This is a genomic window from Psychrobacter sp. H25 (assembly GCF_059076335.1).
This window is the reverse complement of sequence record NZ_JCACRV010000001.1, coordinates 1-13,238: the sequence shown is the minus strand read 5'-3', so window position 1 is coordinate 13,238 and position 13,238 is coordinate 1. Positions and strand designations below refer to the sequence as shown.

Below are 13,238 nucleotides of genomic sequence, written 5' to 3'. Positions count from 1 at the left end.
TAAGAACTAATAAAAATACATTGGATATTTAATTCAATATAATAATTTTAAACAAATAACGGAGTACAATATGAGAGAACGTTACGCAAGTGGAATTTCGGACGAGACTGCAAAGAAGATGATTGATCTGCTAAATGCAAACCTAGCAAACGTTATTGATTTAACTCTAGATGGTAAACAGTGCCATTGGAACCTACAAGGTACTGGGTTTATTGGTGTGCATCAGTTATTAGATGAAACATCAGATCGTATTCTTGAAGTGTCAGATACGATTGCTGAGCGCATTGTTATCCTAGGTGGTCAGCCGAATGGTCTAGCCAGCCGTGTGGCAAAAGAGTCTATCTTGGATGATTATCCAACTGATATTACTGAAGTGGACCAACACGTTCGTGAGCTAACTGGTCGTTATAAAAAAGTAGCAGAGACGTTAAGAGAAGCGATTGCTACTGCTGGTGATGCAGGCGATGAAGATACAGCTGATTTATTCACCGAAGCAAGCCGCATTGTTGATAAAGACGCATGGTTCATCGGTGCTAACGCGCCTAAGAAATAACTAGTTATAGACTACTAGACACTTAAAATTTATAGCCACAAAAAAAGCCATCGATATCGATGGCTTTTTTATGTTTTTAAGATTGCTTAACGACTGATTTATTGTATGTACAATCTTTTAACCTTATAGTGACCCGAACTACTTTTCAAGCTGGAGAGCTTTAATCTCTGCGACCATTTTCGGTACAGTGCTCTTCACTTTTTTCATAGTGGACTCCATAGCAATAGGCATCACTTTTTCCATATAATCGTTGAGCATAGCAGGTTGTTTGTCGATGATGCTTTGACCTATTTCACTACTATAGAAGGCTATCTGAGCGTCAACTTCTCTTTGGTCAAAGTGTTGTTTCGCTGTCTGCATATAGACGTTGATAATCTGCTTATTCATATCTCCTATTTGGCTACTATTTGTCATTTCTTTACTATACTTACTAACAATCTCATCGAAACGTTGGCGTTTTTCTTGGCTTATGTTATCACTAGATATCGAAGATAGTATTGACTGCGTGACCTGTTCTGCCATACCACTGCTATTAGAAATATCGTTCGCTCGCTCTACAACCTTGGTCACTTCTGCCAATCGTACTAAAGAACTGTCCGTTGGCACAGCTGCTTGTGTGGATAGCATAGGCATGAGTATCAGTCCCACGGCACTCAATGACATAGAAAATATGGTATTTCTTGAAAAAGCTTTCATATGATTATCACTTGATTGTTGTGGATTAAGTTTATAATGAAATATCTGATAAAGTCAAAAGATCAGCATTTGGCACCGATAGTGTCAAAATAGCTTCCTGAAATATAGGATTGGCTCGAAATAGGTTCTCAACCTCTTCGAATTTCTGTGCAATCTGCTCTTCTTTTTGGTTACCTTTGATATCTACAGCCGCAACCATAAACATTTTTTTGGGACCGACCCACTCTAGGTGTAGATATGACACACTATCGATATCTGGATGATTAAGTAGTTCGCCCAAGACGTACTCATGCATGCGTTCAGCAACTCGATGTCCTACCAAAAAGTCTCGGTTACGACTGATCAAAAAGATAGCGACCGCTCCCAGTAGCAAACCTACAATGATAGAGCCTAGCGCATCCCAATATGGCTCTCCTGTATAAGCATGCATACCCATCGCGGCAGCCGCAATCACCAAGCCAACAACAGCTGCCAAATCTTCAAAAAACACTCCGCGCAGCGTTGGGTTAGAGGTATCTACTACATAGCCAATCGCGCTGATATCTAATGCCTCTCCATGTTTTTTACTTTGTCTATAGGCCTGAATCAGTGAGAACCCTTCAAGCACAAATGCTACTGCTAGAACAATAAAAGCGACCGTATAATTGGTCTCAGACTCCGTAGCATTCCACTCTTTGATACCAGTATAGATAGAGACAATTGAACCTGCGGTAAATACACCAAACGCAGCAATCATCGACCAAACATAGGATTCTTTGCCATAGCCTAATGGATGGCTCTTATCTGCAGGTTTTATAGACTTTTTTTCTGCCACAATGAGTAATGTGCCGTTACCGGCATCTGCCCACGAATGAGCGGCTTCTGCAATCATCGAGGCAGAGCCTGTCATAAAAGCAGCAACTGATTTTGCAATTGCGATAATAAGATTGGCACCAACCGCAATCAATACCGTAACGAGTGAACCTGAATGCTCATCATTGATTTCAGAATAGTTGTTGGTATTAGAGTTTAGGCTGGTATCATCTGATACTTTTGGATGACTGGCACCGCGAGCACGAGAGGGCTGTGCTTTAGGAGAGGATGATAGATGACGCTGGGGATTAGCGATAGATGGTTTTAGGCTCATGCTGGACTCACTAAAGAACAGGTTGATACTGAACGTATTTACTATAGATGAATAAATTGGAATACACATCAGCTTAAAGTAAGCGCGCTACAATATCAGTGTCTTTTTAGTGAGTCGTTACACAGGGTAATGATGGCTAAATATTCAGAATTGAAAAGCTATTCGTTCTGTTTAGTTTCTTGTTTTATTTAGCCTCATTATCATGCTTATCGAATTTTTGGCTTATGCTCTCAAAGTCGCAGCTTGGGCGATGTGAGCTTTCCATACGTTGCTGTTTGCGCTCTTTTGCTGCGTCAGCTCGGCACTGCTGCATTTCGTTTTTTATATCGAGTGGCGGCGCAGGGGTTGGTTTACCATTATCATCGATAGCTACCATCGTAAAGTAACAACTGTTGGTATGGCGCACTGTACGAGCACGTACGTCTTCTGCCTCAACGCGAATACCTACTTCCATCGAAGTGTTACCTACATAGTTGACACTCGCTGCAAAAGTAACCAACTCACCCACATAAATAGGCTCACGGAACATCACTTGATCGACAGACAGTGTCACTACATAGTTCCCGCTATAGCGACTGGCACAGGCGTAAGCAACCTGATCAAGCATCTTGAGCAAGTCACCACCGTGTACATTACCGATGAAATTTGCCATATCAGGCGTCATCAATATCGACATATACAACTCGTGGTTTAGTGGGGCTTTTTTGGCAGTTGAGCTGGTATTGTATTGTGGCATAATATTCCTTAATGGGTTTGACATTTATTATGCCTACCATTTATACAGTAGGTCAGCCTATAGCACAAACAGCCCTCTGTCAGTAAACAGTCTAGGTTATGTAAATCACCGCTCTACAAGTAGAGCGATATGTCAGTACTATATATATACGACATCATAGAGAGCAAGACGATATACCTTAACCTTAGCTCAACCAATGAAAACGATAAGCAAGCCAAGCAACAATCGCACTGACGGAACCTGTCAAAACACCGCCCCACACAAAATCAACCAGCGCCGTATCTAATGTAAATCCTTTATAAAGTGCCAAGTTGGTAAAGTCATAGGTACCATAAGCCATCAAACCAATCAAACCGCCAAGTAAAAAGATATGACCAACTGATGCGCCTGCTTTAATTTGTGGATATAAAACCAATATACAAAGTGCCAGTATATAGAACATATAGAACACACCAGCAGCCATCATATTTGGCTCATCAGCCAAAAGATGACCAATGCGCGACTCATAAAAAGCGCCTTTCATGGTCGTCAACCAAACAGCGTCAACACCCAAGAAAATAACCACAGCGGCAAGATAGATAAAAACGTAGCCCATAATGATATCCCTTATCAAATGAATAAAAACTATAATGTCAGCCGCGGCTGAATGAAATCTAGAAATGCTAAAATACGCGACGATACAGCACTGTTTCTATAATAAACCGCCTGTATCGATTCGCGATTGTTCGGTCTGTCTACCGCCTCAGGCAGTACCTCAATCAGTCGCCCAGACTCTATGTCTTTGCCAATCATAAAATGAGACAACAGCGCGATGCCTTGATGCGCCAAGCATAGCTGCCGCAGGGTCTCGCCACTACTCGCGGTCATATGAAAACTAAGATCCACGGACGACGTCAATGGCCAACTCGCAAGCTTTGATGCGTCATTAAAACTGATCAATTTGTGATGGATCAAGTCTGCGACATCAGTGACTTGGTTATGGCGATATAAATATTCAGGACTGGCTACCAGACGCAGTTTACTTCTGCCTAGCATACGCGCGTGCAAGTTTGAGTCTTTTAAGTCACCGATTCTAATCGCAAGGTCAGTTTTGTACTCAAGTAAATCGATAATATTGTCATGCGATGTCAAATCAAGCGTAATATGCGGATACTGCTGCACAAACTCACCTACCAATGGCGTGAGTTGATGCAAAACAAACGGACTGGCTGCATCAATTCGTAAGTGTCCACTTGGCGCTTGCTTTAACAACTTAATCGCCTCTTCACCAGTATGCAGAGTATTTAAACTCTCACGTGCATATCGGATAAAGACAAGCCCTTCCTCTGTCAACTCTAAACGTCGCGTCGTTCTATTTAGCAGTGTGCATTGCAGCGTACCTTCGAGTCTGGACACAGCACGAGATACTTTAGCGACCTGCTGATTTAACAAGTTAGCAGCGCCAGTAAAACTGCCCGTATCCACTACCGTCAAAAATATCTCTATATCTTCTGTTCTAGCATGTCCTGTCATTACTGCTACCTTTACAAAACTGACAAAAGTATTTTGTCATTTGTGCTGTTTTTTGCAAACTATAAGTACGTCAAACTACGCACATCATTTAATGCTTAGGATGTCGTTATGCCACTCGCTTTATGGGCGCTCACGCTGAGCGCATTTGCAATCGGGACAACCGAATTTGTCATTGTTGGGTTAGTACCAACTATCGCAGCTGATCTAGGCGTCAGCTTGCCTTCTGCAGGGCTACTGGTCAGCTTATACGCGGTGGGCGTCGCTATTGGCGCGCCCATACTCACTGCACTCACTGGTCGCTGGAATCGCAAAATAGTGCTCATGAGCCTCATGGGTTTATTTGTCATCGGCAACTTGCTCGCTTGGCAAGCGCCCAGTTACGAGACGCTGATACTTGCACGTATATTGACCGGTCTGGCTCACGGCGTGTTTTTCTCCATTGGCTCTATGATCGCCACCAGTTTAGTGAGTAAAGAAAAAGAGGCCAGTGCGATTGCCATTATGTTTACCGGACTCACTGTTGCGCTAGTCACTGGTGTACCGCTCGGCACATGGATCGGTCAGCATTTTGGCTGGCGTGCCACGTTTTTGGTCGTCTCGGTACTGGGCGTCATCGCTTTGATTGGCAGCGCTTTACTGGTACCCAAAAACCTCAAACAATCCATTCCTGCAACATTTAAAGAACAACTGCAAGTCATCGTAAAACCACAATTGCTGCTGGTATACCTGATGACTATTCTTGGCTATGGTGGTACGTTTACAGCGTTTACTTACCTTGCCCCTATTTTGGAACAACAGACCAAATTTGCACCTTCTGCTGTTGCCCTCATCATGCTGGTATACGGTGTATCCGTTGCCATCGGCAATATTTGGGGCGGCAAACTTGCCGACAAACGTGGTCCTATTAGTGCGCTTAGTATAATATTTAGCGCACTTAGCATTGTCTTATTGCTGTTTACCTTTACGATGCAATCAAAAGTTGCAGCGGTGCTGACTATCTTAGTATGGGGTGCTTTTGCCTTTGGAAACGTGCCTGGTCTACAGATCTACGTCGTCAAACAAGCCGAAAAATACACACCAAATGCTGTCGATGTCGCCTCTGGGTTGAACATTGCTGCATTCAATATCGGTATCGCACTCGGCTCTATTATCGGCGGCAGCGTGGTCGAAAACTTGAGCTTGCAAGATACCGCTTGGATCGGTGCTGTTATCTCTTTGATGGCATTGGCAGTGACACGCTATTCGGGCGCCCTTGATAGACGGTCTGCACTAGCTTCCTAAGTCTGTCAGCACATCGGTCTCATACTCTACTGGTAGTATGAGACCGCACAAGCTTGGCGGCCAAATCTTATATACTTATACCGAGACTGTATCTGTCACACCTGCATCGTTAAATGTTCCTTCATTATCTGAGACCGTCCTGTTGTTCAAAACAGCAGCTGGCAAATCAGAAAAATGCAAGGTATCGATATTGTTTGGTTTTACTGCAGTGACCTGCACCACACCAATGGTGCGCTCCAAAAACCCACCTTCGCAGTAGCAGAAGTAAAACTCCCACAAGCGTATAAAGGCATCATCATAGCCAAGCGCTTGGATCTCTGTACGCTGTGCCAAAAACGCAGCACGCCAATCACGTAATGTATAAGCGTAGTCAAAGCCATAGTCGTGTAGTTGCTTGATGACCATGTCCGTCTGCTCAGTGAACTGAGTGGTCAGCTCTTGGTTAGAGAGCAGGCAGCCACCTGGGAAGATATGCGTCTGGATAAAATCGACCGAACCGATATAATCTTGGTAGTTTTGATCATTGAAAGTGATCGCTTGAAGTACCATAAGACCCGTTGGTTTAAGTAGGCTGTCACACTTAGCAAAAAACGTTGGCAAGTACTCATGCCCTACCGCTTCAATCATCTCAATACTGACCAGCTTGTCGTATTGTCCCGTCAGCTCGCGGTAGTCTTGCTTGAGTAGCGTGATCTTATCTGACAGACCTGCTGCCTCGACGCGCCGCTGTGCCTCATCGTACTGAGCATCAGATATAGTCGTGGTCGTCACATGACAGCCATAATGTTTGGCTGCATAGATAGCAAACCCACCCCAACCTGTGCCAATTTCAATCACATTGTCATCAGCGCTGAGCTGTAGGCGCTGGCATATGAGCGACAGCTTATGCTGCTGGGCATCACTGAGTGTCATGTCAGGCGTGGGATATACCGCCGATGAGTACATCATCGTATCATCCAAAAACCGCTGATACATGTCATTACCCAAATCATAATGCGCTAAAATATTAGACTTAGAACCCGATTTGTCGTTACTACGTAGCTGATGCTTGGCTTTTTCGAACGCCTTACTAATACCTGCAAAACGATTTTCAAGCTTGTTTAGCACGGCTAAGTTGCGAGCCGCCAAGCGAATCAAACCAGTCAAATCATCCGTATCCCATTCGCCATTGATATAGCTGTCCGCAAGCGCGATTGAGCCGCCTAACAATAGCTGGCGATATACGGCGCTATCATGAATTTTTAAGGTGACATGTAGCGGATGGCGACCCACTGCCGAGCTGCTTGCTGCATTGGACTCGACCTTGCCAAAACTGCTCGTCTTTGATTCTGGCTCAGCAAATGTTTCAATTAAAGTAAGACTGCCAAACTGAATATGCTGCAGTGCACGAAATATAAGTTTTCGAGCGACATTGTTTACGCCATCGCTTACTGGCTGTAGCACAGCGCTTTCATTGACGACTTTGCTCATGCGAGCGCTTAATTTCTCTAGTGTTGTGACTGGTGCTCTGTCGGTCGGTCGTGCTGACATCGTATGGTTGTCCTTGTCTAAGTGCTTTGTATTTTGGAATTGAGTATATAAAGGGTATGGCTACGTTTTAAGTTGATGCATCTTAAGATTTTGACTTTTGAGGTTATGGAGCGCTAATCCTCTAATCGTTCAGGCTTTTTTATGATGCGTACTTTTCTGCTGGCTGTCAGCTAGTTTTTCGTCATAATTGACGTAAGGTACTTTTTTGATCGCGTATAGCTTAAAAGCATGCCAATAGATACGTACTAAAGACGTGGTATTCATCAATGGATTTTTGCGCAAGCTATTACGCACAGAGCGATCTGTCATCGGTACGCCCGATATTTTTATACCCGTTTTTAGGACTTCGCCGCGCTCATCACTGATATTGATAGCGATACGAACCTGTAATCCAGTAGTTGATTGCTCATCTGCCATATCTGTACTGCTACGCTTAACTGTGACCTGCCAGCGATATAACTGATCAATAGGGTTGAAAGGTGACACGTGGAAGTTTTTATCATGACAGAACTCGGTGTCCTCCCCTTCTAACAAAAACCCATAGTAGTGACGCTTATCCCAGGGCGTATTGGAAACTTCAGCCAGCAAATGCGTCGGTGTCTGCTGCTCGTCAAACCCTAAGTAGAAATTGACTGGGCTAAAATACATACCTGCATTGCGGCAAACGAGTAATCCCAACATATCCCCTGTAGGTGTACTGCCTGCATGCTCCAAGAATGCTTGGCTCAAACGCTGCTCTAATGCTTGATCAGGCTGAATATTGTTATCTACCTTTTTATCGTCACTTAGGCTATTAGAATGTTGCAAATAGTCTTCAGGGCAGAACCGTTGTAGCGCCTTTGATTTTGCAGAAAACAAAGGCAATGCTTTTGCCAGTAATTGCTTTGGCAATATCGTACTCAAAGGTGATGTTCTGATAGTCTTATGATCGCTGAAGGCTGCTGTACTGATTTCAGGCAGCGCGTGACCTGCTGCCAGTGCGCTAATATTGACCCCCCAATAGCGATACGGATAAACAAACTTATTGATACTGGGTAGCAAGCGACTGTGCCATGTCGTACCCTCAAATAACTGATGCGGCACTATAGGACGCTTACGAGTTAGATCATGCGCGGGCATAGCATTAGCAGATTGAATGGGTGTGGCCATAGACAGTCTCATTTTTAACGTCATATTTTTATAACATACATTCTTTAAAATATCGTGATATTACTTGGCTTTACGGCGACCAAATAAACCACGTTTTTTAGGTTGGCTGCTACCCCCCGTCTCACTCTGTAGACGCGCAGCGTATTCAACCAGCTCTTGATTGGTGGTCGCAATAATCACCTGACGTTTATCTAGCTTGCGCTGTTTTGTGTCAGCCTTTACTGGCAGGTCTTTATAGCGAAACGGCGTATGTGTACTCGTAGCGTCAGGCAAGTGTGCTGGATCAACCTCATCTTTGATATCGATATCATAACCGAGTGCCTGACAGACACGTAGACCACTGCGTACGCCATCTTCGTGGAACCCATTGAACCAATAGGCACCGCAAAAATGAGTGTGCAAGCCGGCACCAGATATATTTGACCACTTGGTTTGTGCATCAACCATTGTGAGATCAAATACTGGGTGACTATAATCAATGCTTTTAATGATTTGTTTGTCATCTATATCATGGTTAAGCGTAACCAAATAATTATGCTTTTTGGTTAGACGTTGCAAGATATTCATATGGTAGGTCAGCACGGGCTTTGCAGGTGTTTTCGTATTTACGTCATTTTGTTTATCACCTGTTTTAGCACCTGAAATACTCTCATCTATCAGGTAATTCCAACTTGCCCATGCCAATGGCTTCTTGGGTAAAATACTGGTATCGGTATGTAGTACAGCGGTGTTTTTGGTGAAGCGGAAATGACTCAGCACCTCAGATTCATTGGTGCTGGCATCTTTCAAGATACTCAATGCCGTATCTGCATGACAGGCAAAGATAACTTCGTCAAATACAAGGTGTTCGGTATCGCTATCATCACCTTTGTTCTGGACAGTCAATAACACTTGCTCACCATCACGCGCCACAGACTGGACTGGGCTATTTACTCTCACTTTACCGCCCGACTTGATAAAACGTGGAATCAACTTATTGACGTATTGTTTTGAGCCACCCTTGATCGTAAACCACTGTGGACGATTGACCACATCGAGTAGACCATGATTGTCAAAGAACTGCGCAAAAAACACCAGCGGGAAATCTTGCACTTCATCCAAGCTGGTCGACCAAATAGCAGAGACCATCGGCAGCAGATAGTTATCAGTGAACAGCTTACCGTAGCTTTCTTGCGCTAGGTAGCCGCCAAGGGTTTGCGTGGTAAAACCGCTAACATCCTCTCCTTGTACGCGTGCATTATCATAGTCTTGACGCAACTGCTTGATATGGTTATTGAACTGTAATATATCTTTTATAAATTGCCAAAACTTTGGATTAAGGACGTTTTTGCGCTGTGATAATAAGGTATTTAACGTATGACCGTTGTATTCAAATCGACGCGCCGTGTTTTTTACCGAAAAGCTCATGTCCGTCGATTGAAACGGTACTTGTAGCTCGTGAAGTAAACGAAAGAAATTCGGATAGGTACGCTCATTAAAAACAATGAAACCGGTGTCTATTGCACTACTCTCTTCATTAGCGCTCTTTGCCTTTTTGCCATCCTGTAGTGCCACATCAATAGTATTTACATGCCCGCCGATATAATCGTTGGCTTCAAAAACGGTCACTTCATGCTGCATACCCAAGTAATGCGCACAAGTCAATCCTGATACCCCTGAGCCAATGATGGCAATACGTTTTTGCACGGGCTGACCGCCTGAATTTTTTATGTTGCTGTTATCGGTTTTTTGGCTGGTTGCACGCTTGGCGCGAATAAACGGCATAAAGGCATTCCCTGTTATATTTTTACTATGTTAGTGAGTCATATATTCTGTGATAAATTATTTTTTATTCAGCTTTTCACTGACTTGCTGCCAGACCAGATCAGGCAGCGTACCCAATGCTTTTAGTGGCATAGTAAGTTTTTTGGGAAACTCGATAACCTCATGACCGCTATCGATACCATCACGGATGGCTTGACTTGCTTGCTTTGGCGTCTGGATAAACGGCATAGGAAAGTCATTTTGCTTGGTCATTGGCGTCTCGACAAAACCAGGTACGACAAGGCTGACCGACACCTCATGTGGCGCCAAGCTAATTTGTAGCGTTTTCATCAGGTAATGTATCGCTGCTTTTGAGCTACCATAAGCTTCAGCACGCGCAAAAGGCACATAAGCAGATGCAGAGCCGATACCGACAAGGCGACCTTTTGAAGCAATCAGATGTGGTAATACTCCTTCGATAGCATGAGACAACGTACCCATATTGACTGACATGACTTTCATAAAGGCGCTGCTATCGAAATTTGGCATGTCCAGATATTCACACATGCCAGCACCGCAAATCGCGAGATCAACCGTTTCGATTTTCGCAAAAGCTTCAACGACTTTATCTCGATCCATAAGATTCAAATCAATCGTTTCTGCACCCAATGACTTAAGTTCGGCTAATGCCTCATCATCCCGGCCAACGGCGTAGACGGTGTGTCCTTCTAATAGGTAATCCTTTGTTAACTGATTACCGATACCAGATGTCGCACCCGTAATGAGAATATGTAGATTTTCAGTAGAATTTGTCATGGTAATTGTCCTTTTTAATATTCTTATAGTATGAAATATATATTGTAAAGTGTGCCCTTCATCTAGAATCTAAGGAGACTTATCTTGGAAAACCACACGAGACTCTTCAATGAAGATTATTTGTCTTGCTTGCCTTTGACCGACTGTCTTATTTCTAACATGCCGTATTGACTCACGCATCGTATTGATTGATTTTGATTAAGCGATAAGCCATCTTATTTAACAAACCTAAATAATTATAGTGTATGGCGATAGGTTTATTGTTGTGACTTCGCAATTGCTGATATAAAAGCGCAATATCTTCGCAAAGCTTTAGCTATGCAGACAGGCAACAACCTTAATAAATGGTACGGTTCGCGATATCGCAACCGTTTACTATCGTTTTGTCATAGAGGCGATAAGACAGCTCTATACGGGCATGCTACAATATCAAGATAGCCATACGTACATTAGTGAACCGGTTCGTTGATGGGCAAATAAAGGCTATCTTCATGACAACATGAGACTGGCGTTATTATTGTTCAAGCCACTTAACATCTTGTCCTGACAGCTATAAAAACATTAAATCATTCATATCAGATTTTCTCCAATCCCACTCCCATATAAAAAAGGATCTCTCATGAGCGAGTTGCAACTGTCTGACCGCGTCAATAGCATTAAACCTTCTCCTACGCTAGCGATTACTAACAAAGCCAAAGAACTAAAAGCAGCTGGTAAAGATATTATCGGTTTGGGCGCTGGCGAACCTGATTTTGATACCCCTGATCACATCAAAAAAGCAGCAATCGATGCAATCAATGACGGCTTCACCAAGTATACTGCTGTCGATGGTACGCCAGAGCTAAAAGCCGCTATCATAGAAAAATTCAAGCGTGACAACGATATCAGCTACGAGCCAAACGAGATCCTAGTATCGGTCGGTGGTAAGCAGTCATTCTTCAACCTTGCCCAAGCCTTTATCAACCCTGGCGACGAAGTCATCATCCCAGCACCATACTGGGTCAGCTATCCTGACATGGTTATCATCGCAGAAGGCGTACCAGTCATCGTTAAGTGCCCAGCTGAACAAGACTTTAAAATCACCCCTGAACAGCTAGAAGGTGCCATCACTGACAAAACCAAAATGCTGGTACTGAACAGCCCTTCTAACCCAACGGGTATGATCTATACGCTAGATGAGCTAAAAGCCATTGCTGAAGTATTGAAAAAGTACCCACACGTCTATGTGGCGTCTGATGATATGTATGAGCACATCCGCTGGACAGGTGATAAGTTCTACAATATTTTAAATGCAGCGCCTGAGCTAAAAGACCGTGCCATTATCTTGAATGGTGTGTCTAAGGCCTATGCCATGACCGGCTGGCGTATTGGTTATGCTGGCGGCCCTGCCAAACTCATCGGTGCGATGAAAAAAGTACAGTCACAGTCTACTTCATGCCCAACGTCTATCAGCCAGGTTGCTGCAACCGCAGCGATCAACGGTGATCAAAGTGTGCTTAAGCCAATGATTGAGGCGTTTGAGAAGCGTTGTGACTTGGTTGTAGATGGTCTAAATGCTATCAAAGGTATTACTTGCCTGCGTCCTGATGGCGCATTTTATGTGTATCCAAACATTGTGCCGCTCATCAAAGCGGCTGGTTTGTCTTCTTGTACTGAGTTTTCAGCTTGGTTATTAGATAAAGTTGGTGTGGCAGTCGTACCTGGTGATGCTTTCGGTCTTGGTGGCTATATGCGTATCTCTTACGCGACTGACGAGGCTACTTTAAAAGATGCCTTGTCACGTATCGAAAAAGCCGTTGCTGATTTAGACGTTGCCGAGTAACTAAATCAACGCCAATTAGTGTTGCCAGTATTCTAGTAGATCTCGTATCTTGATAAATAAAGACGCCACATATTCTCTATGTGGCGTCTTTTTTAGGTAGTCTTTGGTTAGTTTTTGCCAAAAACCTTCTCTCAAGCTATTAAAATGATAATTTTTACTAATTATGCAAAAAAACGCTTGACGTATTTTTTATCTTTGCTAGAATACGCCCCACTTAGCAAGAACTCGTTAGAGGCTTCTAAGGCTCGTTGTAAGCGTTCAAATACTTACAACC

At 43.6% G+C, this 13,238-nt stretch carries 12 protein-coding genes; 3 read left to right on the top strand and 9 right to left on the bottom strand.

Annotation, left to right across the window (positions count from 1 at the left end; genetic code table 11):
• Positions 1-70 precede the first annotated feature (70 nt).
• Positions 71-553, top strand: coding sequence for a DNA starvation/stationary phase protection protein Dps (gene dps / locus AC5JPO_RS00060; RefSeq protein ID WP_319050592.1), 483 nt, complete (start codon positions 71-73; stop codon positions 551-553).
• Between the two features lie 138 nt (positions 554-691).
• Here dps and AC5JPO_RS00055 read toward each other — a convergent pair whose 3' ends face one another.
• From AC5JPO_RS00055 to AC5JPO_RS00035, 5 genes are all read right to left on the bottom strand, one after another.
• The gene (locus AC5JPO_RS00055) at positions 692-1,249 is read right to left on the bottom strand and encodes a DUF2059 domain-containing protein (RefSeq protein WP_493852139.1); all 558 of its coding nucleotides are present in this window, start codon (positions 1,247-1,249) and stop codon (positions 692-694) included.
• Between the two features lie 31 nt (positions 1,250-1,280).
• Positions 1,281-2,375, bottom strand: a complete 1,095-nt coding sequence (locus AC5JPO_RS00050) for a cation diffusion facilitator family transporter (protein WP_493852140.1) — start codon at positions 2,373-2,375, stop codon at positions 1,281-1,283.
• Positions 2,376-2,559: 184 nt separating this feature from the next.
• The gene (locus tag AC5JPO_RS00045; protein WP_443526156.1) at positions 2,560-3,111 is read right to left on the bottom strand and encodes an acyl-CoA thioesterase; all 552 of its coding nucleotides are present in this window, start codon (positions 3,109-3,111) and stop codon (positions 2,560-2,562) included.
• Positions 3,112-3,295: 184 nt separating this feature from the next.
• Positions 3,296-3,706, bottom strand: coding sequence for a DUF2177 family protein (locus AC5JPO_RS00040; protein ID WP_319050595.1), 411 nt, complete (start codon positions 3,704-3,706; stop codon positions 3,296-3,298).
• A 29-nt stretch (positions 3,707-3,735) separates the two neighbouring features.
• A complete protein-coding gene (locus tag AC5JPO_RS00035) occupies positions 3,736-4,623 on the bottom strand; it encodes a LysR family transcriptional regulator (protein WP_443526155.1) in 888 nt (295 codons plus the stop codon).
• Positions 4,624-4,731: 108 nt separating this feature from the next.
• Between AC5JPO_RS00035 and AC5JPO_RS00030 the strand changes: the two genes are divergently transcribed.
• Positions 4,732-5,904, top strand: a complete 1,173-nt coding sequence (locus AC5JPO_RS00030) for an MFS transporter (RefSeq protein WP_443526153.1) — start codon at positions 4,732-4,734, stop codon at positions 5,902-5,904.
• Positions 5,905-5,979: 75 nt separating this feature from the next.
• Here AC5JPO_RS00030 and AC5JPO_RS00025 read toward each other — a convergent pair whose 3' ends face one another.
• The 4 genes from AC5JPO_RS00025 to AC5JPO_RS00010 all read right to left on the bottom strand — a co-directional run bounded on the left by AC5JPO_RS00025 (position 5,980) and on the right by AC5JPO_RS00010 (position 11,142).
• Entirely contained in the window at positions 5,980-7,434 is a 1,455-nt protein-coding gene (locus tag AC5JPO_RS00025) for a class I SAM-dependent methyltransferase (RefSeq protein ID WP_443526151.1), read from the bottom strand.
• A gap of 129 nt (positions 7,435-7,563) precedes the next feature.
• Positions 7,564-8,583 (bottom strand): DUF1365 domain-containing protein, encoded by a 1,020-nt coding sequence (locus AC5JPO_RS00020; protein ID WP_443526149.1) that lies wholly within the window; start codon positions 8,581-8,583, stop codon positions 7,564-7,566.
• A 60-nt stretch (positions 8,584-8,643) separates the two neighbouring features.
• Complete coding sequence (locus tag AC5JPO_RS00015; protein ID WP_443526147.1) at positions 8,644-10,347, bottom strand: NAD(P)/FAD-dependent oxidoreductase; 1,704 nt, start codon at positions 10,345-10,347, stop codon at positions 8,644-8,646.
• 57 nt (positions 10,348-10,404) lie between these two features.
• Positions 10,405-11,142 carry an SDR family NAD(P)-dependent oxidoreductase gene (locus tag AC5JPO_RS00010; protein WP_493852141.1) on the bottom strand — a complete coding sequence of 246 codons (738 nt, stop codon included), beginning with the start codon at positions 11,140-11,142 and terminating at the stop codon, positions 10,405-10,407.
• 619 nt (positions 11,143-11,761) lie between these two features.
• Here AC5JPO_RS00010 and AC5JPO_RS00005 point away from each other — a divergent pair.
• Positions 11,762-12,964 (top strand): pyridoxal phosphate-dependent aminotransferase, encoded by a 1,203-nt coding sequence (locus AC5JPO_RS00005; protein ID WP_493852142.1) that lies wholly within the window; start codon positions 11,762-11,764, stop codon positions 12,962-12,964.
• The last annotated feature ends 274 nt before the right edge of the window (positions 12,965-13,238 follow it).